The sequence below is a fragment of the Nocardia sp. NPDC005745 genome, from assembly GCF_040630775.1.
Taxonomy (GTDB): domain Bacteria; phylum Actinomycetota; class Actinomycetes; order Mycobacteriales; family Mycobacteriaceae; genus Nocardia.
In genome coordinates, this window is the sequence record NZ_JBEXYF010000009.1 from 77,147 (window position 1) to 102,009 (window position 24,863).

Genomic DNA, 24,863 nt, shown 5'->3' on the forward strand with positions numbered 1-24,863 from the left:
GCCCGTTCACGTCTGGCGCGGCTCGGTGTCGTTGCCGTGCAACGATTCCCGGATCCGGTCCAGTCGCTCACGCGCGGCCTTCTCGCGTGCCTGCCATTGTTCGTCCGCGCTGCGGCCCGCTGGAGTCTGCCGGTCGAGTTCGCCCATCCCCTGCGCGGTGCCGTAGCGCTGCTCGACCTTATCGCGAACTGACTCGAAAGTAGGAACACCGGAGACCGAATATCCGCCGCTCGGGGCGGTGCCGGTCATACCCGGCGGCGGTACCGGTACCGCCGGTACCGCGGAACCGCCGCCTACCTGGCCGGATACCTCCGACCCCTGCCCGGGGAGCGCGGTGCCGCCGGCCGGGGTGGTAGGAGTCACATCCCCGGCGGTACCGGCATCCCCCGTCTCCACCAGCCCCAGCAACGCGGCGTGGACCGCCGCGAACCCGGGACGGCCCGCCGTGGCGACCAGCAGGACACCTGCCAGTTCCGCGTCGGACAGCCCGCCCAACCGGCTCGCGATATCGCTGTTGTCACTCATACCGCCAGGCTACGCAGCCACGACCGCGCCGCACGCGGTTCACGACCGGACGAGTGCGCCCGCCCAGTCGCGCACGAGGTCGTACCAGGCCGAGCCGCCGACGACGATCAGATCGTTGTGCCCGGCCCCGGGAAACACGACGAGCCGTTTCGGCTCGGGCGCGGCGGCGTAGAGCCGGTGCGCGTGCCGCAGCGGCAGCAGCTCGTCCTGGTCGCCGTGCATGATCAGCACCGGAGCGCGCAGCGTGCGGATGCGGCGTTCGTTCGGATAGGCGTTCGGCACCAGGGGCGCGGGCAGGAACGGGTAGACCGAACGAGCCGCGTCGCGCAGACCGCTGAAGGTGGACATCAGCATCACCCCCGCAGGCGGATGGTGTTGCGCCAGCTCGAGCACGACGCCGCCGCCGAGGGACTTACCCAGGTACACAACACGATTCGGATCGACACCCGGTTGCGCGAGCAGCGCCCGGTGCGCGGCGTGCGCGTCCAGGTAGGTGCCGTGCTCGGTCGGTTTGCCGGTGCTGCGCCCGTACCCGCGGTAATCGAAGGCCAGCACGTCGAAACCGGCCTCGGTGAGCAACGCGTAGATCGGCACCCGGTCGCCGAGGTTGCCCGCGTTGCCGTGCGCGAAGAGGATGTGCCCGACCGAGTTCCGGGCGGGCATCCACCACGCGTGCACGATCTCGCCGTCCGAGGTGGGCAGGGACAGTTCGGCGTACTCCATGCCGAGCAGCGCCGGGGTCTGCAGCACCGTCCGCTCCGGCAGGTAGGTCAGCGCGTTGAGGATCGGACGGGCCGGGTGCCGCACCGGGTCAGCCTCGCAGCACCGCGCCCACGGCGTCGGCCGCCGCCGCGACGGCCGCGTCGCGCGCCGCACTGGCCTCGTCTTCGGTGAGGGTCCGGTCGGCGGCCCGGAAACGCAGGGCATAGGTGAGCGACTTGCGTCCCTCGCCCGCCTGAGCGCCTTCGTACACGTCGAACAGCGCGATGTCCTCCAGCAGTTCCCCGCCGCCGGTGCGCAGCGCGGCCTGTACGGTCGCCGCCGGAATCGTCTTCTCGACGCTCACCGAGACGTCCTGGAGCACCGCGGGGAACGGCGACACCGTGGGAACCGGGCGCGCTTCCCGCAGCGGCAACGCGTCGAGGTCGAGTTCGACGGCACACGTGCGCGGCGGCAGACCCGAACGTTCCAGCACAGCGGGGTGCAGTTCACCCGCGTAGCCGACGACGGTTCCGTCGACCACCAGCTCGGCGCAGCGACCGGGATGCCAGGGCAACTGGGCCGCCGCCCTGCGCTCGATGGTCACACCGGCCGCGTCGGCGACGGCGTCGGCCAGTGCGAACGCGTCGGCGGCCTCGACGGCACGACCCGGACCCCACGGCCCGCGCGGCTCCCGGCGACCGGTCAGGACGGCGGCCACGTGCACCGGCTGCTCGGGCAGCGAGTCGAGCAGCTCGGCGATCTCGGCGTCGGTAGGGCGCCGGTCCACCGGCAGCGGGTCGACCGCCCTGATGTTCGCCCCGGGCCGCACGACCTGCGCGATGCCGTAGATCGCCAGATCACGCGCACCCCGCGAGATGTTGCGGACGGCCACTTCGAGCAGGCCGGGCAGCAGGGTGGTGGCCAGTTCGGCGCGCTCCACGTCGAGCGGATTGAGCACCCTGGTGGTGGCGCGGCGCGGATCGTCGGCATCCAGGCCCCAGGTGTCGAACACCCCGGCGGGCAGGAACACCGGCGGCAGAACCTCCACGGCGCCGGCGAACGCCAGCGCGCGGCTGACGGCGCGGCGGCGGCGCTGGGTCGGCGTGAGTCCTCGCCCGGCCGGTGCGGCGGGCAGCACGGACGGGATCTGCTCGAGCCCTTCCAGCCGCAGCACCTCTTCCACCAGGTCGGCGGGCTGGGCCAGGTCGGGCCGCCAGCTGGGCGGGGTCACCACCAGCTGGCCGTGCCCGGCCTCGCTGACGGCGACCTCCACGGTGCAGCCGATCTGGGCCAAGCGGCGCGCGGAGGTTCCGGTGGGGTAGGTGACGCCCGCGACGCGATCGGCCAGGTCGATGTCCATCCGGATCGGCTCGGGCGCCGGGAGCGGGGCCCGGAAATCCGTCAGCACGGGCTCGACGGTGCCACCGGCGATATCGGCGAGCAGGGTGGCCGCGCGGTCCAGCGCGGCGACGTTGATCTCCGGATCGACGACCCGCTCGTACCGCTTGCCCGCCTCGGACACCAGCTTGTGCCTGCGCGCGGTCCGGTAGACCAGCAGCGGGTTCCAGGTGGCCGCCTCGAGCAGGATGTCGGTGCTCCGCGCGCCGACCTCGGTGCTCGCGCCGCCCATCACGCCCGCCAGCGAGACGACACCCGAATCGTCGGCGATCACCACGTCCTCGGCGTCGAGCGTGCGCTCCACCTCGTCCAAGGTGCGCAGCGTCTCGCCCTGGTTCGCGGTGCGGACCACCAGGCCGCCCGACACCTTCGCGGCGTCGAAGGCGTGCAGCGGCTGCCCCAGCTCGAGCATCACGTAATTGGTGACGTCCACCGCGGGCGAGATCGGGCGCACGCCCGACAGCAGCAGCCTGCGCTGCAACCACCACGGGCTGACCGCATTCGGGTCGATTCCGGTGACCCGGCGGGCCGCGAAGCGGGTGCACCGAGAGTCCGGCTCGACCCGGATCGACCAGGCTTCCTGCTCGTGGTCGGGCAGGGTACGCACCGCCGGGTCGGCGTATTCGAGATCGAAGCCGCAGGCCAGTTCGCGCGCCAGGCCGCGCACCGAGAAGCAGTAGCCGCGGTCGGGGGTGATGTTCAGTTCGATGACGGTGTCGTCCAAACCGAGCAGCGCGTTGGCGTCGGTGCCCGGCTCGGCGGTGCCCGGTTCCAGCACCAGGATGCCGGAATGGTCCTTGCCGATACCGAGTTCGGCGACTGAGCAGATCATTCCGTTGGAGACGTGGCCGTAGGTCTTGCGCGAGGTGATCTCGAACCCGCCGGGCAGCACGCCACCGGGCAGTACCGCGACGACCAGGTCACCGACCTCGAAATTCCGCGCGCCGCAGATGATCTCCTGCAGCTCGGGCTTGCCGATGTCCACCTTGCAGAAGCGGATCGGCTTCTTGAACTCGGTCAGCTCGGTGATCTCGGCGACCCGGCCGACCACCAGCGGCGGCTCGCCGTCCTCCGTGCCCGCGACCCGCTGGAGCTTGTCGACCTCTTCGACTTCCAGTCCGACCCGGACGAATCCCGCGTCGAGCTCCTCCGGCGTCACCGACCACTCCGGGTTGGTGCGCTGGATGATGTCGGTCAGCCAGGACTGCGCTACTCGCACTTGACGTTTCGCTCTCTCGATCGAAGGGTGAGGTCAGGACCGGATACCGAAGGGCAGCGTGAAACGCACGTCGCCCTCGACGATGTCGCGCATGTCCGGGATGCCGTTGCGGAACTGCAGCGTCCGCTCCAGGCCCATGCCGAACGCGAACCCGCTGTACACCTCGGGATCGATCCCGCTGGCGATCAGCACCTTCGGGTTCACCATGCCGCAGCCGCCCCACTCGACCCAGCCCGCGCCGCCCTTCTTGTCCGGGAACCACACGTCGACCTCGGCCGAGGGCTCGGTGAACGGGAAGTAGTTCGGGCGCATGCGAGTGCGGGTCTCCGGGCCGAACAGCGCCCTGGCGAACGCGTCCAGCGTGCCGCGCAGATGCGCCATGGTCAGGCCCTTGTCCACCGCCAGGCCCTCCACCTGCGAGAACACCGGCGTGTGCGTGGCGTCGAGCTCATCGGTGCGGAAGGTGCGGCCCGGGCAGACCACATAGATCGGCAGGTCGCGTTCCAGCATCGAGCGCACCTGCACCGGAGAAGTGTGCGTGCGCAGCACCTGCCGCGAGCCCTCCGGCGCGATGTGGAAGGTGTCCTGCATGGTGCGGGCCGGATGGTCGGGCAGGAAGTTCAGCGCGTCGAAGTTGAAGTGCTCGGTCTCCACCTCGGGACCTTCGGCGACCTCCCAGCCCATCGCGACGAACACATCGGCGATCTGCTCGGAGATGACGGTGATCGGGTGCCGGGCGCCCACGGCCGCGCGGCCAGCGGGCAGTGTCACGTCGATGGCCTCGGCGACCAGCACGGCGGCGTCGCGCTCGGCCAGCAAGGTGACGCGGCGCGCCTCGAACGCCTCCGACACCCGGGACCTGGCGACGTTGACCCGCTTGCCCGCGTCGGCTTTCTCCGACTTGGGCAGGCTGCCCAGCGCACGCTGCGCCAGGGCCAGCGGAGCCTTGCCGCCGAGGTGCTCGGTTTTCGCGACCGCGAGCGCATCCAGGTCGGCGGCAGCGGCGAACGCCTTCTCGGCGGCCGCCGCTGCCGCGGCCAGTGCCTCCTCGGTCAGCGCCGCGTTCTGCTCGCCTGCGTCGATGTCGTCGGCCACGATGCTCCGTCTCTCCCCTGGGGATCGGTTCACGGGCACGGCTGCCGCCTGCCCGCATTGCTGCTGGTCGCAATCGTATTCGATGCGCTATGGCGGATTCACCCGGATTACCCGCGACGCCGCGCGAGCCGTGTGGTAGCCACGCGGCCGTGCACCCGCACGCGCCGAGCAGGGCGGGCATGCGCCGGAACCGCGCGGCAACCGGTCCGGAACGGCGCGGACCATCACCACCTCCGGACGCAGGCCGAGCAGGAAGAGATGAGGGGGAGTTCCGGCAGCCGCCGCGGAACGCCCGGCCGAGGAGAGAACTCCGGTGACCGGGCGTCCAGCGATCGGCGCGCGACGGTTCGGCGGTCAGCGCGCGACGGCGATGCGGGCGGGCAGCAACCGCGACACCACCGCGCCGACCGCGACGATCGCGGCGCCGACCCACACCGCGGGCACCAGTCCGTCGACGTAACTCTGCGGATCCTCGTAGGAGCCCTGCGCGGCGAAGACCGACGCCAGCACCGCGACGCCCATGGCCACCCCGACTTCCCGCAGGGTGTTGTTGGTTCCCGACGCTATCGCGCGGTCCTCCTCCGCCGCCGCGGCCATCACCACGGTGGCGCTCGGCGCGAAGGTCAGGCCCATGCCGATGCCGCCGAGCAGGAACGGACCGACGAACGACAGGTAACTCGCGTCGACGGAGGTGACCACCGCCATCCAGGCCAGCGCGACGGCCAGCAACGCCTGCCCGGTGGTGAGCAGCACCCTGGCGCCGACCCGGTCGACGATCAAACCCGCCAGCGGAGCGACGACCATGGGCGCCATCGTCCACGGCATGGTGCGGATACCGGACTGCAACGGCCCATAGCCCTGCACGACCTGGAAGTACTGCGCCAGCAGGAAGATCGAGCCGAACACGCCCATCGAGAAGGTGAAGCCGGTCGCATTGCTCACCCGGAAGGCGCGGGAGCGGAACAACCGCAGCGGCAGCATCGGATCCGGCGTACGCAGCTCCCAGGCGATCAGGCAGCCGAGCAGCACAACGCCGCCGACCAGCGCGGACAGCACGCCGGGAGACGTCCAGCCATCGTCGGCGCCGTGGATCACGCCCCACACCACCGCGAGCACGCCGCCCGCCGACAGCAGCAGTCCCAGCAGGTCGACCCGCCTGCTGCCGCCGTGCGACTCACCAAGTACCCGCAGCGCGAACGGCAGCACCAGCAGGCCGATCGGCACGTTCACCCAGAAGATCCACTGCCAGCTCAGCCCCTCGACGACCGCCCCGCCGATGAGCGGACCCAGTGCCACGCCGAGGCCTGCGATCCCGCCCCAGATGCCGATGGCGGCGCTGCGCATCTTCTCCGGCACCGCCGCCGACAACAGTGTCAGCGACAGCGGCATCACCGCCGCCGCACCGAAGCCCTGTACCGCCCGCGCAGCGATGAGCATGTCCGGCGCGGTCGCCAGCGCGCAGATCGCGGAGGCCGCCGTGAACACCGCGATGCCGAGCAGGAAGATCCGGCGTCTGCCCAGCCGGTCACCGAGGGCGGACGCGGTGAGCAGCAGCGAGGCGAACGACAGCGTGTAGGCGTTCACGAACCATTGCAGGTCGGCCAGCGAGGCGCCGAGTTCGGTGCGGATCACCGGCAGCGCGTTCGTCACGACCAGGTTGTCCAGCGTGACCATGAACATCGGGATGCCGACCGCGGCCAGTACGGCGGCGAGCCTGCGACCACCGATCGTGGCCGCGGGCGCGGCGACGGGCGCCGCGGCGGGTGGAAGGGTCTCGGTCATGTCCAGTCCTTGTTGTAATCGACTGATAACTAATATGGAGAACGTTATGCATCCACTGATAACATGTCAAGACCGAGCCCAGACCAGCGAACACGGAGCACGATGGCGACCAGGACCAGGATGACGGCAAGCGAACGGGGCGAACAGGTGCTGCGCGCGGCGATCCGCGCGTTCGCCGAATCCGGTTACGCCGCCACCCGGACCGATGAGATCGCCCGGCTCGCGGGCGTGTCACAGCCGTACGTGATCCGGCTGTTCGGCACCAAACAGAACCTGTTCCGCGCAGCCCTGCACCGCGTGTGCGACCGGATCGAGGAGGTCTTCCGCGCCGCGCGCGCGGAGGCGGCGCCCGGCGCGGACCCCGAAGCGGCTCTGGCGGCACTCGGCGGCGGCTATTCGGTCTTCCTCGCCGAACGCGAGCTGCTCCAGCTCTTGCTGCACGGGTTCGCGGCCAGCATCGAGCCGGAGATCGGCAACCAGGTCAGGGCCCGATTCGGGGAGATCTACCAGTTGATCCGGGAACTGACGGGAGCACCGGAAACGGAGACTCGGCGCTTCCTCGCCACCGGAATGCTGCTCACGGTGATGAGCGCGATGCGGGTGGCGGGACCGGACGCGATCCCCGCGGCGTGGGCGACGGAGCTTCTGGAGAATCTGAGCACCGATGGCGATTGACGATCCGACCTTCGGCCGCTCGCCGACACCCGTTGGACTGCGAGACAGCCGCGAGACCTGACGTGGGCGTCGGAGATCAAGCACCGTAGCGAACGCGGGAGTTCGCGTACAGGCAGATGGCGGCGGCCGTCGCCAGGTTCAGGCTCTCGGCGCGGCCACGAATGGGAATGCGGATGCGATGGTCGGCCCGGCGCGCCACGGCCGGGTCCAAGCCGTGCGCCTCGTTGCCGAACAGCCAGGCCACCGGGCCGGTGAACAGTGCGTCGGCGTCGTCCAGGCCGACTTCACCGTTCGCCGCCGTCGCCAGGATCGTGATACCCGCCGCGGCGATCGCGTCCAGCGTCTCGGCCACATCGCGGTGCCGCGCGATCGGCACGTGGAAGATGCTGCCCGCGCTGGCCCGCACGCACTTGCCGTTGTGCGGGTCGACCGTGTCACCCGCCAGCACGACGCCGTCGGCGCCGACCGCGTCGGCGACCCGCACGAGCGTGCCCGCGTTCCCGGGCTCGGCCATCTCGACCGGGACGGCCAGCATGCGCGGTCGCGCGTCCAAGATCCGGCTCAAGGGCACGTCGAGCAGGTCACAGACCGCCACCAGTCCCGGCGCGGTCACGGTCTCCCCGAGATGCTGTGCCGCTCGATCGCTGACCAGCGTGGTGCGGACCCCCACCGCGGCCGCCCCCGCGATCAGCGCGTGGTCTCGTTCGGCGGCCGCCGCCGAAAAGAACAACTCGTGGACGCGCGCGGTCTCCAGCGCCGCGGCGACGGCATTGGCGCCTTCGGCGAGGAATCGGCCCGTTTTGCGACGCTGCGCGCCACGCTGCAGCTTGACAGCGGAAACGACCCGCGGATTGCGCTCACTGAGCGCTTCCACGGGTCGTTCCGAAAGGTGTCCGTGTGCCAACGGATGCGACTCAGGCGGCCGGCGCGTTGACGTCCTGCGGCAGGGCGGCCTTGGCGAGGGCGACGAGACCGGCGAACGCCTCGGCGTCCGACACCGCGAGCTCGGCGAGGATCTTGCGGTCCACCTCGACACCGGCGGCCTTCAGGCCCTGGATGAAGCGGTTGTAGGTGATGTCGTTGATCCGCGCGGCGGCGTTGATGCGCGCGATCCACAGCTTGCGGAAGTCACCCTTGCGCGCCCGGCGGTCCCGGTAGGCGTAGGCGAGCGAGTGCAGCTGCTGCTCCTTGGCCTTGCGGTACAGCCGCGAGCGCTGGCCGCGGTAACCCTTGGAGGCCTCGAGGATGGAACGGCGCTTCTTCTGAGCGTTGACGGCCCTTTTGACGCGTGCCACTGGTCAGTCCTAATCGATCTGGGGGCGCGGGGCAGCGCCCGGAAATGGGTCGGTGGGTGGCGACGGAGCTGGTCCGGTCGCGGTGTGCCTATCGGTCTGTGCGGGCGCGATCAGAGACCGAGCAGCTTCTTCACGCGACGGACGTCGGCGGAGGCGACAACTTCCACGCCGTCCAGACGACGAGTCCGGCGGCTGGGCTTGTGCTCTAACAGGTGGCGACGGTTCGCCTGCTGGCGCAGCAGCTTGCCTTTACCGGACACCTTGAATCGCTTCGAGGCGCCGCTGTGGGTCTTCATCTTCGGCATGGATTCCTCTATCTGTCGTCCCGGCGGTCGGGGCGGACCGCCGGTGTTCTGATCGGTGTTACTGCGGGCCGGCGGTCTCGGCCTGCTCCGCAGCGGGCTGACCGGCCGGGGCGGCGCTGGGCGCCGGGCGCGGGACCGACTCCTGCTGCGCCTTCACCCGGGTCTTCGCACCCTTGTGGGGGGCGAGGACCATGGTCATGTTGCGACCGTCCTGCTTGGCCGAGGTTTCCACGAATCCGAGCTCGGCGACGTCGGACGCCAGGCGCTGCAGCAGCCGGAAGCCGAGTTCGGGGCGGGACTGCTCGCGTCCCCGGAACATGATCGTCACCTTGACCTTGGACCCGGCCTCGAGGAAGCGAACGACGTTGCGCTTCTTGGTCTCGTAGTCGTGGTCGTCGATCTTCGGACGGAGCTTCTGCTCCTTGATCACCGTCTGCTGCTGGTTCTTCCGAGACTCGCGCGCCTTCTGCGCCGTCTCGTACTTGAACTTGCCGTAATCCATGATCTTGCAGACCGGCGGACGGGCATCCGGTGCCACCTCGACCAGATCGAGGTCGGCTTCGAGGGCGACGCGTAGTGCATCTTCAACACGCACGATCCCAACCTGCTCGCCGCCCGGTCCGATGAGCCGGACCTCGGGAACACGGATGCGATCGTTGATGCGGGTCTCAGTGCTGATGGGGCCTCCTAGGTCAAGCGGTGTCGTCGGACGACCGCGCGCAATAACTGCAACCCCTGTTCAACACGAAGGCCCCGGTGCGGTATTCCGCGACGGGGCCCGATGTCGACCGATCGCCGGCCACGAGTGAACTCGGGCCGACCCTCGCGTCCCGGTTCTCCACGAGAACCTCGGCACGAGAAACCCGCCCTCGCGGGCGGGCGACCGGACCGTTGACCGTACGATGATTCGTCGGCAACGGTGGGAGTCGGGCTCCACTTATCAGCCCCGGGGCAAGCCCGGGGCGGTCGTCAGCGGAAAGTCTAACATTCCGTTCCGCTATCGCCGAATCGGGCCGAAAATACCTTGCCCGGCCGTGTCCCGCGTGCCACGCTCCCCCGGTGCGCACACCACGCCGTGACCTGCTGCGATGGCAGTTCGACCTGATCTGGTCACTCGCCGGGATCCACCTCGACGCTCTCACGCCGGAGGACTTCCTCTGGGAACCCGCCGAACTCAGCTGGACGGTCCGCCCCGATGCCGACGGCGTATGGCGGCCGGATTGGGCCGACACCGAACCCGACCCCGTGCCCGTCCCCACGATCGGCTGGCTCACCTGGCACATCGGCTGGTGGTGGGGCGCCGCCATCGATCATGCCGAAGGCGTCACCCCGCCCGCGCGGGAGGACGTGCACTGGCCCGGCGAGGGCGCCGCCGCCATCGCCTGCCTGCGCGATCTGCACAGCGAGTGGACGCGCGTGCTCGACATGCTCGACGAGACCGATCTGGACCGCCCTTCCGCCTATCCGTGGCCCGCCGAGGCCGGATCGACCGTCGCGCACCTGGCGGGCTGGGTGAACGCGGAGCTGATGAAGAACGTCACGGAGATCGGCCACCTCCGGATGCTGCGCGCGGCGTCGCTAGCCTGAAGGCATGACTGACGAGCTCGACGCCTCCGTACGCGAACTGGCCGACATCCCCGCGGTCGAGGTGATCAGCCGCGCCGCGGTGATGCTGATGAGTTCGGCGGCGGAGAAGCTCGGGCTGGCCGACGAGGACCCGGACACCAGCCCGCGCCGCGACCTGGACGAGGCGCGCCGTCTGATCACCGCGCTGGCGGGACTCGTCACGGCGTCGGTGGAGTACCTGGGCCCGCACGCCGGACCGATTCGCGAAGGGTTGCAGTCGCTGCAACGCGCCTTCCGTGAGTCCTCCGCGCATCCCGACGAGCCGGGCAAGGGCCCTGGCGAGAAGTACACCGGCCCGGTCTACTGACCGGCTCGGCCACGGGGCACGAGGACGTCGCGCCCAGCGGCTCGATCCCGGCGCTGAGCGACGACGCCCGGTGTCGCGCTGCGCCGAGCCGCCGACCGCGGCGGGCATCCGGCGAGGACATACCCGTCGGGCCGCTCCCGGCCCGACGGAATTCCGAAGCGCGGCGGAAATTGTGGGCGAATCACGCACTGGGACAACGATGTTTAGGAAATTTCCCAACGGGTAGGGCACAGTGAGCCCATGGCTACTCGGATTCTGCTCGCTCCCGGATTCTGGCTCGGTGCATGGGCGTGGGACGAGGTCGCACCCGATCTGCGGCAGCGTGGCAACGAGGTAACGGCGCTCACGCTCCCCGGCCTGGACGCGGCTGATCCCGATCGGTTGTCGGCCACCCTGGAATCCCAAGCGCAAGCCATCATCGACGCGGTGCCCGCGGACGAGACAGTCGTGCTCGTCGCGCATTCCGGCGGCGCGGCGCCCGCCTATCTAGCCATCGACCGGGCGCCCACCCTGTTCCGCCGCGCGATCTACGTCGACAGCGCTCCGCTGCCCAACGGCTTCGTCATCAACTCCGCCCTGGACATCGCCGCGCGCGAGTGGGCGCTGCCGGAATGGTCCGAACTGGAGGCCGGAGGCAGCAGCTTGGCGGGCTTGGACGAAGCCGCCCTGGCGCGCTTCCGCGAACGCGCCGTGCCGGAGCCAACGTCCGTCGCGGCCGCGCCGCTGCGATTGAGCGATTCGGCCGCGCGGCTGGCCGTAGCGACGACCGTGATCTGCAGCAGCATGACCGCCGATCTGGTCGAGAAGCTGCGGGACAACGGGGAAGCCCCCCTCTTCACCGAGTTGGCGCGCATCGATGCCGAGTACGTCGACCTGCCCACGGGACACTGGCCCATGTGGTCGAAGCCGAAGGAACTCGCCGCACTGATCCACACCATCGCCAACCGCTGAGGCGAAAGCGGCGCGACCCAGAGCTTCCGGGCCGCGCCGCATCGGACAACGGGTCAGCCGACCGCCGCGGTCTTCTTCACCGCGCGCTTGGTGGCCTTCGCGGCGGTCTTCTTCGCCGGAGCCTTCTTCGCGGCGGTCTGCGGCGCGGGCGGCTGGTCCAGCACCTCTTTGAGGAACTGGCCGGTGTAGCTGTGCGCGACGGCCGCGACGTCTTCCGGCGTGCCCTCCGCCACCACGGTGCCGCCGCCGGAGCCGCCCTCGGGGCCCATGTCGATCACCCAGTCGGAGGTCTTGATGACGTCCAGGTTGTGTTCGATGACGATCACCGTGTTGCCCTTGTCCACCAAGCCGTTGATGACGTTGAGCAGCTTGCGGATGTCCTCGAAGTGCAGACCCGTGGTCGGCTCGTCGAGGATGTACACGGTGCGACCGGTGGACCGCTTCTGCAACTCGGCGGCGAGCTTCACCCGCTGGGCCTCGCCACCGGAGAGGGTGGGAGCGCTCTGCCCGAGGCGCACATAGCCGAGCCCGACGTCCACCAGGGTCTTGAGGTAGCGGTGGATCGAGGTCACCGGTTCGAAGAATCCGGCGGCCTCCTCGATGGACATGTCCAGCACCTCGGCGATGGTCTTGCCCTTGTAGTGCACCTCGAGGGTTTCCCGGTTGTACCGGGCCCCGTGGCAGACCTCGCAGGGGACGTAGACGTCCGGCAGGAAGTTCATCTCGATCTTCAGCGTGCCGTCGCCGGAGCAGGCCTCGCAGCGACCGCCCTTGACGTTGAACGAGAACCGGCCCGGCTGGTATCCCCGCACCTTCGCCTCGGTGGTGGCCGCGAACAAGGTGCGGATCTTGTCGAAGACGCCGGTGTAGGTGGCCGGATTGGACCGCGGCGTGCGGCCGATCGGCGACTGGTCCACCTGCACCAGCTTGTCCAGGTGGTCGAGCCCGTTGATCCGCGTGTGCCTGCCGGGCACCTGCCGCGCGCCGTTGAGGCGGTTCGCCAGTACCGTCGCCAGGATGTCGTTCACCAAGGTCGACTTACCCGACCCGGAGACGCCGGTCACCGAGGTGAGAACGCCGAGCGGGAACGCGACGTCGATGCCCCTGAGGTTGTGCTCGTTCGCCCCGACGACGGTGAGCTGCCGCTTCTTGGTGACCGGACGGCGCACCAGCGGCACCTCGATCCGCTCCCGGCCCGACAGATACGCGCCGGTCAGTGAGTTCGGATCGGTGAGCAGCTCTTCGTAGGGCCCGCTGTGCACCACCGTGCCGCCGTGCTCGCCCGCGTACGGGCCGATGTCGACCACCCAGTCCGAGGCGCGGATGGTGTCCTCGTCGTGCTCGACCACGATCAGCGTGTTGCCGAGATTGCGCAAGCGCGTGAGGGTTTCGATGAGCCTGCGATTATCCCGCTGGTGCAGACCGATCGACGGCTCGTCCAGCACGTACAGCACGCCCACCAGACCTGAGCCGATCTGGGTGGCGAGCCGGATGCGCTGCGCCTCACCGCCGGAGAGCGTGGCCGCCGCGCGGGACAGCGAGAGGTACTCCAGGCCCACATCGAGCAGGAAGCCCAGTCGCGCCTGCACCTCCTTGAGCACCTGCCCGGCGATGGCCGCCTCGCGCTCCCCCAGGGTGAGCGAATTCAGGAACGCCGAGCACTCACCGATGGACAGGTCGCTGACGTCGGCGATGGACTTCTTGTCGCCGTTCGCGGCGATGGTGACGGCGAGGATCTCCGGGCGCAGCCGGGCGCCGTTGCACACCGGGCACGGGATGTCGCGCATGTACCCGTCGTAGTGCTCTTTCATCTGCTCGGACTCGGTGCTCTCCAGGCGCCGCTGCAGGAACGGCATCACGCCCTCGAAGTCCGCGTAGTACGAGCGCTTGCGGCCGTAGCGGTTGGTGTAGGACACGTGCACCTGGTCGGCGCTGCCCTCCAGCACCGCTTTGCGCGCCTTGGGCGGCAGATCCTGCCACGGGGTGTCCATGGAGAAGCCGATGGCGTCGGCGAGACCGGACAGCAGCCTGGTGAAGTACTCGGCGGTCTGGCCGCGCGACCACGGGGCGATGGCGCCGTCGTTGAGGCTCAGCCCCGGGTCGGGCACCACCAGTTCCGGGTCGACCTCCTTGCGGATGCCGAGGCCGGTGCAGTCCGGGCAGGCGCCGTAGGGCGAGTTGAACGAGAACGAGCGCGGCTCCAGGTCCTCGATGTCGAGCGGGTGACCGTTCGGGCAGGCGAGGCGCTCGGAGAAGCGGCGCTCCCGGTCGTGCGCGTGCTCGTCGCGATCGACGAAGTCGAGCACCACGATGCCGTCGGCGAGCCGCAGCGCGGTCTCGATCGAATCGGTCAGGCGCTGCTTGGAACCCGGCTTGACCGCCAGCCGGTCGACCACGACCTCGACGTCGTGCTTCTCCTGCTTCTTCAGCTTCGGCGGGTCGGTGAGCGGATACACCACGCCGTCGACCCGCACGCGGGAGTAGCCCTGGGAGTTCAACTGGTCGAACAGGTCGACGAACTCGCCCTTGCGGGTGCGCACCACCGGGGCGAGCACCTGGAAGCGGATGCCCTCCTCCATGGCAAGCACCTGGTCGACGATCTGCTGCGGCGTCTGCTTGGCGATCAGCTCGCCGCACACGGGGCAGTGCGGCGTGCCCGCCCGCGCGTAGAGCAGCCGCAGATAGTCGTAGACCTCGGTGATGGTGCCCACGGTGGAGCGCGGGTTGCGGTTGGTCGACTTCTGATCGATGGACACCGCGGGCGACAGACCTTCGATGAAGTCGACGTCGGGTTTGTCCATCTGCCCCAGGAACTGCCGCGCGTACGCCGACAGCGACTCGACGTAGCGGCGCTGCCCTTCGGCGAAGATCGTGTCGAAGGCCAGGCTGGACTTGCCGGAGCCGGACAGACCGGTGAACACGATGAGGCTGTCGCGGGGCAGGTCGAGATCGACACCCTTCAGGTTGTGCTCCCGAGCTCCGCGCACAGTGAGGCGTTCCGCCACAGGTCGTCCCTTCTCCTTCGTGTTCGGCGTCCAGAAATACCCCCGGCCGCCATGCTAGGCATGGGCACCGACAAGTTTCGCGGACCGCCCGTCACCTCGACGAATAGCGGGAACCCGGCGGCCGGACATTACGGATCGGGCCGGGGAAACAGGCCAGGCCGCCTCCGTAGCATCGCCCTCCCGGCACCACTGGTCAACAGTGCGACCGCACTCGTCATTCCCCTCGACGCGGCCGCCACGCTGCCGCCGCCCGCACCCGAGGCAGCCGGGACCTGGGAGGCGAGTGATCGACAGCGGAGTGGCGCGCCGCCGCCCGGTGCTCGACGTCACCCCGCGTGTGTGTGACGACCCACACTGCGACCCCGTCACGCTGGTCGAGACCGCGCCGATGTCTCCGGCCGCGCCGACTCCCCCGGGTCACCGCGCGGCGCAACTCCGCAGCGCACGCAGGGACCGCCGATTAGACTGAGCGCGCTGTGCGCCCCCCACCGGCCTCCCCCGACTCCTTCATGACGGAACTCACCCCTCATCTCTCGTCAACGGTGCTCGACACTTTGCGCGCCCTCGTGCGGACCGCCACCCGTCTGGTCGACGCCCGCTACGGGGCGCTCGGCGTACGCGGACACGGCGACCGGCTGGTCGAATTCATCTTCCAGGGCGTCGACGACCTGACGCCGGCCCACATCGGCCGCGCTCCGCGAGGGCAGGGCGTACTCGGCCTGCTGCTGACGCACCCGCGACCGATCCGGTTGGACGACCTGTCGGAACACTCTGCCTCCGTGGGCTTTCCGCCCGATCATCCGCCGATGGGCAGCTTCCTCGGCGTCCCGGTGCGGGTCGGCGAGGAGATCTTCGGCAATCTGTACCTCACCGAGAAGGCGGGCGGGCAACCCTTCACCGACGACGACGAGGCCATCGTGCTGGCGCTGGCCGCCGCGGCGGGCATCGCGATCGAGAACGCCAGGCTGTACGAGTCCGCGCGGACCAGGCAGGCGTGGATCGAGGCGACCCGCGACATCGCGACCGAATTCCTCGCGGGCACGGCGCCGGATCTGGTGCTCGCGCAGGTGGTCGCCCGCGCCCGCGCGCTGACCGGTTCGCAGCAGGCGCTGCTGGCCGTGGTGGCGCCCGCGACGCCGCCCGACGAAGCCACCGAACTCGTGGTGGCGCAATGGTTCGGCCCCGGACCGGGCCCGGAGCGGGTGCGCATCGCGGGCACCGTCACCGGTACGGCATTCACGCAGCGCGCGCCGGTACAGGTGCCGGAGGCCGCCGGGGAGGATCTCGGCGCGGCGGTGGGCCCGGCGGGGCCCGCGCTGGTGCTGCCGTTGCAAACCGCGGATCTCGCGCTCGGCGTGCTGATCATCGCGCGGCCACCCGGAGCTCCCCCGTACCCCGGCGAATTGATCGAACTGACCGCCGCGTTCACCGACCAGGCGGCCCTGGCCATGCAGCTGGCCGAGACCCAGCGCAGGATGCGCGAACTCGACGTGCTCGCCGACCGCGACCGCATCGCGCGCGACCTGCACGACCACGTCGTCCAACGATTGTTCGCGGTCGGGCTCGGGTTGCGCGCGACCGTGGCACGCACGCGGGATCCCGAAGTCCGGCAACGGCTTTCGGCGGAGATGGACGGTTTACAGGAGGTCGTGCAGGAGATCCGCACGTCGATCTTCGACCTGCACGGCGGCGACCCGCTGCGGCGGCGGCTGGAGGACGCGATTCGCCAGCAGACCGCCGACGGCGCCTTCCGGACCAGTGTGCGATTCGCCGGGCCGCTGTCGGTGGTTGGCGACGCGCTCGCCGACCACGCGGAAGCCGTGGTGCGCGAATCGGTCAGCAACGCGGTGCGTCATTCCGGCGGCAACCGGCTCGCCGTCGAGATCACCGTCGACGACGAGCTGACCGTGCTCGTCGAGGACAACGGCGCGGGAATGCCCGCGGAGGTCACACCGAGCGGGCTGGCCAACCTCGCGCAGCGGGCGAGCATGTCCGACGGCCGCTGCACGGTCGGGCGGACCGAGAGCGGCGGCACCAGGGTGCACTGGTCCGCGCCGCTGGCCTAGTGATCAGACGGGCGCGACGAGCGCCAGATCGCCGTCGTGGCGCCGGTACAGCAGCCCGCCCCGGCCGCTGTCCGGGTCGGTACAGAACAGGAACGGCAGTCCGCCGCGGCACAACGCCGTCGCAGCCTCGCCCGGAGGCAGGCATGCGGCGGGCTCCGCGTCCACGACGATCGGCGGGGTGCTCCGTACCGGCTCCGGCGACCGGATCGGCGGATATGTCGCGCGCTGGCGGATGAGCCGCACGCCCGGCGCTGCCCAGTGCACCACCGCGTCCTCGCCGGTCTCGGCGTCGGTGAACAGGTGGGCCTCGTAATCCATGGCGTCCAGCACCGCGACCGCTTCGGCGGGCGTGCAGGTGGACAGGGCACACTGCTTGCGGCGAACGATCGGACGCGGCTCCCCGGCGCGGGACAGCGCCGGCCGGGCGGGATCGGGCCAAGGCCGCGTTTCCCGCGCGGCCAGCCGGGCCAACCGGCGGTCGAGGCGCTCGGCGGCGAAGGTCACCGCGAACCCGCGCGGCCCGGTGACCTGGACCCGGGTCACGACGTCCCGGTGGCGGACGTCGACCTGCACCACCGTCAGGGCCTCAGCGCCGGGCAGCGCGCCGAGGCGCACCCGGGCGGGAGCGTCGAGATGGTGTCTGCGCAGCACCCGGGAGACGGCTCGCACCGCCCGCGTGACGTCCAAGGCGGCCACCTCCCCTCGCGTGGTCACCGCGACCTCCGGCCCCGCGGCCGTCGTCCACTGTTCCGATACGCACCGCGGCCCTGATGAGACCATCTGCATTGCCCCGCTCTCCAGATCGATCCGTCCCGCCCCTATGCCAGCACCGCGTGCGCTGCCACGAACAGGGCCGAAAGTCCCCATCGGCGAAAAGTGCCGGTACCGGCCCGAATCAGGCCGACCGGGCCGGGCGGGGCGCTCGCCCGCGCGGCGAATCGCGGTCAGGCGGCGCCGAGCACTACGACGGAGTTGTTGCCGCCCATGCCGAGGGAGAGCTTCAGGGTGACGCCGCCCTCGAACGGCGCCGAGCCGTCCAGCAACCGTGGATGCGCGGGCGCGACGATGGGGGCCGCGGGCACGATGCCGCGCTCGTAGCCGAGCGCGGCCGCCGCCACCTCGACGGCGGCCGCCGCGCTCTGGCAGTGGCCCACCAGCGGCTTCAGCGCGTAGATGTGCGGAGGGCCTGCGAACAGGTGCTCGATCAGATGATGCTCGGCCACATCGCACTGCCTGGTCCCGGTCCCGTGCGCGTTGAAATAACGCACGTCCGTGGCGGCGACCTCCGCATCGGCGAGCGCGCGGTGAGCGCAGTCGAGGATCTGCTCGTGCGTCGGGTCGACCGAGACCACGTGATAGGCGTCGTTGGACATCGCGCCGCCGAGGACCGCGGCGTAGGGCCGGTCCGCCGAGCGGGTCAGCACGAACGCCACCGAGGCCTCCCCCATGCTGAACCCGCGGCTGCCCTGCTGGAAGGGGCGGCACGCGTCCAGCGGCTCGGCATCGGTGACCGCGGCGCCGAGCCGGACGAAGCTCTCCACCATGTCCGGGGTGGCGGACAGGTCGGTCGCCACGAAGATCACGTCGTCGGCCATGCCCGCGTCCAGCCAGAGCTTCGCGGTGATCAGCGCGACGTTGGCGGAACTGCACGCGGCGGACACGTTCATCGCCGGACCGTGGAAGCCGAACTCCTGCATCAGCATCGAGACCGGGGTGGACGGCAACAGCCGCAGGTAGTCCCTCGACCGGCGGTTGCCCCCGTCGACGAGGTAGAAGTCGCGCCAGTCCGCCACGTCGCCGAGCACGATGGCGTGCAGCAGACCGACCGTGCGGCCGGGCCGCCAACCCCGCTCGCGGGCGTCGGCGACGGCCTCCCGCGCCGCCTCGTGCACGGCCCGGCCGTAACGGCTCGTGCTCAGCTCGGGATCGCCACCGTCGGGCACCAGCGATACCCAGGCGTCCTCGTCCCGGCCGGGCCCGTAGCCGGGCAGCAGGGCGGCGGCCGACTTGCCGCTGAGCAACCCGTTCCACAGCCGTTCCCGGCCCCACCCGTAGCCGGTGATCGCGCCGATCCCGGCGATGGTCATCGGATCTCGATGCCTCGGCGGAGTTCGGAATCGCGCGGCGGTGTTCGGGTCGGCACCAGGCATGTCTCGCTCCTTCGCCGGCTGCCCGGGACGCTCGAGCGGTTCGCCCCTTCTCGACTCGGCAACCGGTATCTGCCATGATCGCCGGACCTCGGCCGGGAACGTGCCAGTACTGTGATCGAAGCAATACCGTGGACGATGTGATCTTGTACACGTCGATACCAGAATGATCCCGTGTTCCAATGGCCATAATCGGGTCGATGATCGGGGGTTCGAGTGGGTGACGACAAGCTGGCCGCCGCGGTCGACGCCGCCGAACAGCTGGCCGCGCGCTACCGCTCCCTGGTCGAACACACCCCGGACGGAATCTGTGTGCACGAGCGCGGCCGGGTCGTCTACGTCAACCCGGCGACCGTCCGCCTGCTCGCCGCGGAGAACGCCGAGGAGATCGTCGGCCGCCCGCTGACCGACTTCGTCCACCCCGCGTCCGTCCCCTCCATGCTCGACCGCATCAGCACCCTCACCACCGCGGGCGCGGCCTCGATCCCCACGGAGATGACGCTGATGCGGGTGGACGGCGGCACCGTCCCCGTGGAGACGGTGTCGGTGCTGACCGCCTGGCACGACCGCCTCGCCTACCAGGTGGTGATCCACGACCTCACCGCCCAGCGCCACGCCGAGGCCGCGCAGCGCAGAGCCGAGCACTACTTCACCACGGTCGTCTCCCAGTTGGAGGAGGGCGTCGTGGTCATCGATCCGGAGGGCCGCATCCAATCGATGAACCCGGCGGCCAAACGCATCTTCGGCACCGAGGGACCCGACCGCCAGGTGATCGGGCGCACCATCCAGTCGCTGCCGCTGGTGCTGCTGGACGCGAACGCCCAGCTGCTGCCGCCGGGCCGCCATCCCGTGGCGCGCACGCTCGCCACGGGCGAGACCATCACCGGCTACGTCTTCGGTGTCGACCGGGTGGACGGTCAGCGCCGCTGGCTGTCGGGCAGCAGCCGCCTGCTCAACCCCGGCGACCCGCGCTCCTCGGCCGTGTCCTCCTTCGCCGACATCACCGAATTCCGTGCCAGCAGGCGGCAATTGGAGTATCAGGCCACGCACGACTCGCTCACCGGGCTGGCCAACCGCTCGCTGATCCTTTCCCAGCTGGCCGCCGCGCTGGCCAGCACCGACGAACTGCTGCCGGTGTCCACCGTGCTGTTCATCGACCTGGACGGGTTCAAGGCGATCAACGACACCCTCGGGCACGCCATCGGCGACACGGTGCTGCAGATCGTCGCCCAGCGGTTGCAGCGCGCGCTGCGCGGCGACGACATCGTCGGCAGGCTCGGCGGTGACGAGTTCCTGGTGCTGCTGTCCGGGCGCACCCGCCGCGTCGACATCGAAGCACTGGTGAGCAGATTGCGTTCCACCATGGCGGAGCCGATCATCGCGCGCGGGCACCGGATCGAGGTGAACGCCTCGATCGGCGTCACCGAGCTCGAGGTGGGCGATCGGCGCAGCCCGGAAGCCGTGCTGCACGACGCGGACCTGGCGATGTACCGCGCGAAGCCGCCGGGGCGACGCGAAGGCACCGTCACCAAGGGCCGCAGGCCGAACAGCACCCACGCCTCCTGACGCGCATGATCATCGAACACGCCCTGCTGCCGGTTCGCCCCGAGCGTGCGGCCGATTTCGAGGCCGCTTTCGCCGCGGCCCGGCCGATCATCGCGAGCATGCCCGGCTTCCGGTCGCTGTCGCTGTCGCGCGGTGTGGAGTCGCCGGGCAGCTACCTGCTCCGGGTGGAATGGGACCGGCTCGACGATCACGTCGTCGGGTTCCGCGGCTCGCCGGAATATCAGCGCTGGAAGGACCTGCTACACCACTTCTACGACCCGTTCCCGGTGGTCGAGCACTTCACGCCGGTACCGCTCACCCCCGACCACGACCCGGGCCCCACTTCGCAGCCGGGGCCCTGACCTGCGGTTGCGGCGAGCCAGCCGCCGCACCGGTAAACTCGACAACTCTGCTTTCCGCGCGTTCACCTGCCCGGCCGGGGTAGCGGGGCGCGCGCCTGTTCGCGGTGACAAGGAGTTCAGTTTGCCCGACCTCACTCAGGACCGTGCCGCCCACGACGGCACCCCCGAGCGGACCCGCGAGACCGACCGGGAACAGGCGTACCTGTCGGTGCTGTACGAGCGGCTGGACGAGATGCGCGACTACGCGCGCAACCGGTTGCGCACGGTGCTGCTGGAGACCGGGGGCACCCCGCAGGCGCGCAGCGAACGAGAGTCCTTCAGCCAGCTCTACACCGAGGACCTGGCGAAATACGATGCCGCAGAGCACGGCCTGTGTTTCGGCCGCATCGACCTCGACGGAGAGCAGGAGGAGTACCGCTACATCGGCAGGCTCGGCATCCTCGACGAGAAGGATGACTACGAGAGCCTGCTGCTGGACTGGCGTGCCCCGCTGGCGCGCCCGTTCTACCTGGCCACCACCGCGGCGCCGGACGGTGTGACCCGGCGCAGGCACATCCGCTCGCGCAATCGCAAGGTCACCGCGATCAACGACGAGTACCTCGATCTGGAGGCCGCGCGCCGGGCCGGCGTCACCGACGCCGACGGCGGTGTCGGCAGCGAGAGCGCGCTGCTGTCCGCGCTCAACGCCGCGCGCACCGGTCACATGAACGACATCGTCGAGACCATCCAGCACGAGCAGGACGCGATAATCCGCTCCGAGCACAAGAGCGTGCTCGTCGTGCAGGGCGGGCCGGGCACCGGCAAGACCGCCGTCGCGCTGCATCGCGCGGCGTATCTGCTCTACACCTACCGTCAGCAGCTGGCCAAGAGCGGTGTGCTGATCATCGGACCGAACGCCACCTTCCTGGACTACATCGGCCAGGTGCTGCCGTCGCTCGGCGAGACCGGCGTACTGCTGTCCACCATCGGCGATCTGTATCCGGGCGTGCGAGCGGCCCGCGAGGATTCGCTGCGCGCCGGCGAGATCAAGGGTTCGCTGACGATCCTCGAGGTGCTCAAGCAGGCGGTGCGCGACCGCCAGGAAGTGCCCGCCGAACCCGTTCGGCTCAGCTTCGACGGCTATCCGGTGTCGCTGGATCGCAAGATCGCCACCAAGGCCCGCGGCCGCGCCCGGTCCTCACGCCGCCCGCACAACCTGGCCCGGCCGATCTTCGCCGCCTCGGTGATCGACGCACTGACCGATCAGCTGGCCGAGACCATGGGCTCCGATCTCTCCGGCGGCCCCAGCCTGCTCAGCTCGGCCGACCTCACCGAGATCCGCGACGAGATGCGCGCCGATCCGCAGATCCAGGCCGCCATCGCGAAACTCTGGCCGATCCTGTCCCCGCAGGACGTGCTGGCCGACCTGCTCGCCGACCCGAAGCGGCTGGACCGGGCCGCGAGCTCGCTGGACCCGGCCGACCGCGCCGAACTGCTGCGACCGGACGACGGGCGGTTCAGCGCCGCCGACGCGCCGCTGCTGGACGAGCTGGCCGAACTGCTCGGCGTGGACGACACCGAGGAACGCGAGCGCGCCCGCCGCCGCTGGCGCGCCCGGATCGCCGAGGCGCAGGACGCCCTCGACATCCTCACCGGCTCCGCGCCGCAGGATCTCGAGGACGATCTCGATCCCGAGATCCTCATGGCCTACGACCTGATCGACGCGAGCCAGCTGGCCGAACGACAGGACACCCGCTCCCGCCAGACGACCGCGGAGCGCGCCGCGGGCGATCGCACCTGGACCTACGGTCACGTGATCGTGGACGAGGCGCAGGAGCTGTCGGAGATGGCGTGGCGCATGGTGATGCGGCGCATCCCGAACCGGTGGGTCACCGTGGTCGGGGACGTCGCCCAGACCGGCGACCCGGCGGGCGCGTCCTCGTGGCAGCGGATGCTGGAGCCCTACGTCGCGTCCCGGTGGAAGCTGACCGAGCTCACCGTCAACTACCGCACCCCCGCGGAGATCATGGACGTCGCGGCCGACGTCCTTGCCGCCATCGATCCGGCGGCGACCGCGCCGCGTTCGGTCCGCGAGACCGGCGTCGCGCCGCGTGCGTACCGGGTCGCGCCCGGCGAGGTGCACGCGGAGGTGGCTCGGCTGGTTGCCACCGAGACGGGGCCGGGCACCACGGCGGTGATTGCGCCGCAGGCGCTGGTGGCGGAGTTGGCCGATCTCGCGGGCGAGTCGGTGCGGGTGCTGACCGTGCACGAGGTGAAGGGCTTGGAGTTCGACGCGGTCTACCTGGTGGAACCGCAGGACATCCTCGGCGAATCGCCCCGCGGGCTCAACGATCTGTACGTCGCGCTGACGCGCGCCACCCAGCGGCTCGGCGTGGTGCACGGTGCGGACCTGCCCGGCGTGCTCGCCCGGCTGCGCTGATCGGCGCCCGGATCTCGGAACGAGAAAGGCTCCGCGCCACATCGCGATTCGCGATGGACACGGAGCCTTTCGATCGTCGCGAGACTCAGCGCACGGTGTGCACGATCAGCACGTCGGAGCGGGACTTGCGCGCCACGTCGGAGGGCACCGAGCCGAGCAGCCGCCCGGCCAGGGTGTTCAGGCCCCGGTTACCGACGACCAACAGGTCGGCGTCGACCTCCTTCATCAGCGCGAGCAGCGATTCCACCGGCTCGCCGACGATGGCGCGCTCGACGATGTCGGCCGCACCCACCGCGATCGCCTTGTCGCGGGCGATGCGCAGGATCTCGTTGGTCGGCGCGGAACCGCGTACCTGGTAGGCCTCTTCCTTCAGCACGTCGGCCGCGGCCGCGACATCGCGGTCGTCGGTCGGGTAGTACGCGCAGGCGATGACCAGGGTCGCGCCGGACACACCGGCCAGGGCCCCTGCCTTCTCGACGGCGACATACGACGAGTCCGAGCCATCGGTACCGACGACAATGGTCCGGTAGGCGGTCATTCTCTCCTCCAACTATGCGGTGGGTCAGGTGCCGCGCGCGGGTTCGTTCCGGTACGACCGGGACGCCGGCGCGGCGACTGGGCTCGACCATAGCGGCAAACCGGGCGGAAATATCAGAAATCGCAAGACATCACACTCGGGGTGTTCGGCCATTCCCGCCGCGGATTCGCCAGGGAATGCCGGAAGGGCCTGAGCAACCAGGGCCGACCCAATTCCGGGGAACTAAACCTGTGAGGTGCCACAACCGCGTCGAACCGTTTTGCGGGCCTGGGATATTCATCACAGAGCCAGGTCCGTCACATGAAGAGCGGGCTGTCCGGCACGTGAATCACGCGCCGGGAACAGGCCGATGGGAACCGGACTACCATGCCGCCAGGGCCACTGCCGATAGTTTGCCCAGAATATGCCAAGAATCGCTCCAATGCGGTCCACGGCTTCCTCTTCCTGCGCTGAAAACGATGCGCGAAATTAGCGCACAGGGGCGGGACTAGAGGTCGAAAAGGGGTCCGGTGATGGTCAATCCGAGTTCCTCGACGTGTGCGAAGAACGCGAACAACATCAGGGCGGCGCCCGCCAGAGCCACGTCCTTGCTGAACTGGATCAGCTCGCTCTGCTTGGTCTCCTCGTCGGCCTCCTGCCAGAACCGGTGCATCACCACGGCGGTGGGCAGCAGCGCGAGAACGAGCAGCAGTGCACCGACGTCGGCCCAGACACCCAGCAGCACGCTCAGGCCGCCGAGGGCGAACAGCAGACCCGAGCCCAGCACGGCGGCCTTCGCCATCGGGACTCCCTTGCTCTGGGCGTACCCGGCCATCGCTTCGGTCCGGGTGAAGTGCCCCAGGGCGGAGGTCAGGAACAGCACCGCGAACAACACTCGTCCGATCAACACCACGACGTCCAT

The 24,863-nt window shown here is 70.1% G+C and carries 22 protein-coding genes; 8 read left to right on the forward strand and 14 right to left on the reverse strand.

Annotation, left to right across the window (positions count from 1 at the left end):
- Nucleotides 1–6: 6 nt before the first annotated feature.
- The 5 genes from ABZ420_RS12100 to ABZ420_RS12120 all read right to left on the reverse strand — a co-directional run bounded on the left by ABZ420_RS12100 (nt 7) and on the right by ABZ420_RS12120 (nt 6,721).
- On the reverse strand, nt 7–525 hold the full coding sequence (locus tag ABZ420_RS12100; protein WP_357120702.1) for a hypothetical protein: 519 nt from the start codon (nt 523–525) through the stop codon (nt 7–9).
- 39 nt (nt 526–564) lie between these two features.
- A complete protein-coding gene (locus ABZ420_RS12105) occupies nt 565–1,332 on the reverse strand; it encodes an alpha/beta hydrolase (RefSeq protein ID WP_357120705.1) in 768 nt (255 codons plus the stop codon).
- Between the two features lie 4 nt (nt 1,333–1,336).
- Nucleotides 1,337–3,844 (reverse strand): phenylalanine--tRNA ligase subunit beta, encoded by a 2,508-nt coding sequence (pheT, locus tag ABZ420_RS12110; RefSeq protein WP_357120708.1) that lies wholly within the window; start codon nt 3,842–3,844, stop codon nt 1,337–1,339.
- Nucleotides 3,845–3,877: 33 nt separating this feature from the next.
- Nucleotides 3,878–4,939 (reverse strand): phenylalanine--tRNA ligase subunit alpha, encoded by a 1,062-nt coding sequence (pheS, locus tag ABZ420_RS12115; protein WP_063050483.1) that lies wholly within the window; start codon nt 4,937–4,939, stop codon nt 3,878–3,880.
- A 354-nt stretch (nt 4,940–5,293) separates the two neighbouring features.
- A complete protein-coding gene (locus ABZ420_RS12120; protein ID WP_357120711.1) occupies nt 5,294–6,721 on the reverse strand; it encodes an MFS transporter in 1,428 nt (475 codons plus the stop codon).
- 120 nt (nt 6,722–6,841) lie between these two features.
- Here ABZ420_RS12120 and ABZ420_RS12125 point away from each other — a divergent pair, with 120 nt between their 5' ends.
- Nucleotides 6,842–7,396: a TetR/AcrR family transcriptional regulator gene (locus ABZ420_RS12125; RefSeq protein ID WP_357120714.1), complete on the forward strand. Its 555-nt coding sequence runs from the start codon at nt 6,842–6,844 to the stop codon at nt 7,394–7,396.
- Between the two features lie 76 nt (nt 7,397–7,472).
- Here ABZ420_RS12125 and ABZ420_RS12130 read toward each other — a convergent pair whose 3' ends face one another.
- The 4 genes from ABZ420_RS12130 to infC form a co-directional block, all read right to left on the reverse strand.
- Nucleotides 7,473–8,270, reverse strand: a complete 798-nt coding sequence (locus ABZ420_RS12130) for an RNA methyltransferase (protein WP_357120717.1) — start codon at nt 8,268–8,270, stop codon at nt 7,473–7,475.
- A 40-nt stretch (nt 8,271–8,310) separates the two neighbouring features.
- Nucleotides 8,311–8,691, reverse strand: a complete 381-nt coding sequence (gene rplT / locus ABZ420_RS12135) for a 50S ribosomal protein L20 (protein WP_357120720.1) — start codon at nt 8,689–8,691, stop codon at nt 8,311–8,313.
- 110 nt (nt 8,692–8,801) lie between these two features.
- Nucleotides 8,802–8,996, reverse strand: coding sequence for a 50S ribosomal protein L35 (gene rpmI, locus ABZ420_RS12140; protein ID WP_357120723.1), 195 nt, complete (start codon nt 8,994–8,996; stop codon nt 8,802–8,804).
- A 58-nt stretch (nt 8,997–9,054) separates the two neighbouring features.
- Nucleotides 9,055–9,720 carry a translation initiation factor IF-3 gene (gene infC / locus ABZ420_RS12145; protein WP_357121055.1) on the reverse strand — a complete coding sequence of 222 codons (666 nt, stop codon included), beginning with the start codon at nt 9,718–9,720 and terminating at the stop codon, nt 9,055–9,057.
- Between the two features lie 335 nt (nt 9,721–10,055).
- On the opposite strand from infC, the gene ABZ420_RS12150 reads away from it, so the two are divergent.
- The 3 genes from ABZ420_RS12150 (at nt 10,056) to ABZ420_RS12160 (ending at nt 11,880) form a co-directional block, all read left to right on the forward strand.
- Nucleotides 10,056–10,583: a DinB family protein gene (locus tag ABZ420_RS12150; RefSeq protein WP_357120726.1), complete on the forward strand. Its 528-nt coding sequence runs from the start codon at nt 10,056–10,058 to the stop codon at nt 10,581–10,583.
- Between the two features lie 4 nt (nt 10,584–10,587).
- A complete protein-coding gene (locus ABZ420_RS12155; RefSeq protein ID WP_063050489.1) occupies nt 10,588–10,929 on the forward strand; it encodes a DUF1844 domain-containing protein in 342 nt (113 codons plus the stop codon).
- Between the two features lie 240 nt (nt 10,930–11,169).
- Complete coding sequence (locus tag ABZ420_RS12160) at nt 11,170–11,880, forward strand: alpha/beta fold hydrolase (RefSeq protein WP_357120730.1); 711 nt, start codon at nt 11,170–11,172, stop codon at nt 11,878–11,880.
- 53 nt (nt 11,881–11,933) lie between these two features.
- Here the strand turns inward: ABZ420_RS12160 and uvrA are convergent, their stop codons facing one another.
- Nucleotides 11,934–14,885, reverse strand: a complete 2,952-nt coding sequence (gene uvrA, locus ABZ420_RS12165; RefSeq protein ID WP_357120733.1) for an excinuclease ABC subunit UvrA — start codon at nt 14,883–14,885, stop codon at nt 11,934–11,936.
- Between the two features lie 476 nt (nt 14,886–15,361).
- On the opposite strand from uvrA, the gene ABZ420_RS12170 reads away from it, so the two are divergent.
- Nucleotides 15,362–16,951 (forward strand): GAF domain-containing protein, encoded by a 1,590-nt coding sequence (locus ABZ420_RS12170; protein ID WP_357120736.1) that lies wholly within the window; start codon nt 15,362–15,364, stop codon nt 16,949–16,951.
- A gap of 3 nt (nt 16,952–16,954) precedes the next feature.
- Here ABZ420_RS12170 and ABZ420_RS12175 read toward each other — a convergent pair whose 3' ends face one another.
- Both ABZ420_RS12175 and ABZ420_RS12180 read right to left on the reverse strand, forming a co-directional pair.
- Nucleotides 16,955–17,665 (reverse strand): sigma 54 modulation/S30EA ribosomal C-terminal domain-containing protein, encoded by a 711-nt coding sequence (locus ABZ420_RS12175; RefSeq protein WP_357120739.1) that lies wholly within the window; start codon nt 17,663–17,665, stop codon nt 16,955–16,957.
- Nucleotides 17,666–17,895: 230 nt separating this feature from the next.
- The gene (locus ABZ420_RS12180; protein ID WP_357121058.1) at nt 17,896–19,038 is read right to left on the reverse strand and encodes a beta-ketoacyl synthase N-terminal-like domain-containing protein; all 1,143 of its coding nucleotides are present in this window, start codon (nt 19,036–19,038) and stop codon (nt 17,896–17,898) included.
- A 276-nt stretch (nt 19,039–19,314) separates the two neighbouring features.
- Between ABZ420_RS12180 and ABZ420_RS12185 the strand changes: the two genes are divergently transcribed.
- The 3 genes from ABZ420_RS12185 to ABZ420_RS12195 all read left to right on the forward strand — a co-directional run bounded on the left by ABZ420_RS12185 (nt 19,315) and on the right by ABZ420_RS12195 (nt 23,424).
- Entirely contained in the window at nt 19,315–20,664 is a 1,350-nt protein-coding gene (locus ABZ420_RS12185) for a diguanylate cyclase (RefSeq protein ID WP_357120742.1), read from the forward strand.
- A gap of 5 nt (nt 20,665–20,669) precedes the next feature.
- Complete coding sequence (locus tag ABZ420_RS12190) at nt 20,670–21,005, forward strand: antibiotic biosynthesis monooxygenase (protein WP_357041777.1); 336 nt, start codon at nt 20,670–20,672, stop codon at nt 21,003–21,005.
- A 208-nt stretch (nt 21,006–21,213) separates the two neighbouring features.
- Nucleotides 21,214–23,424 carry an ATP-binding domain-containing protein gene (locus ABZ420_RS12195; protein ID WP_357121061.1) on the forward strand — a complete coding sequence of 737 codons (2,211 nt, stop codon included), beginning with the start codon at nt 21,214–21,216 and terminating at the stop codon, nt 23,422–23,424.
- Between the two features lie 85 nt (nt 23,425–23,509).
- Here ABZ420_RS12195 and ABZ420_RS12200 read toward each other — a convergent pair whose 3' ends face one another.
- Nucleotides 23,510–23,962: a universal stress protein gene (locus ABZ420_RS12200; RefSeq protein ID WP_062970801.1), complete on the reverse strand. Its 453-nt coding sequence runs from the start codon at nt 23,960–23,962 to the stop codon at nt 23,510–23,512.
- Between the two features lie 487 nt (nt 23,963–24,449).
- Complete coding sequence (locus tag ABZ420_RS12205) at nt 24,450–24,863, reverse strand: DoxX family membrane protein (protein ID WP_357120745.1); 414 nt, start codon at nt 24,861–24,863, stop codon at nt 24,450–24,452.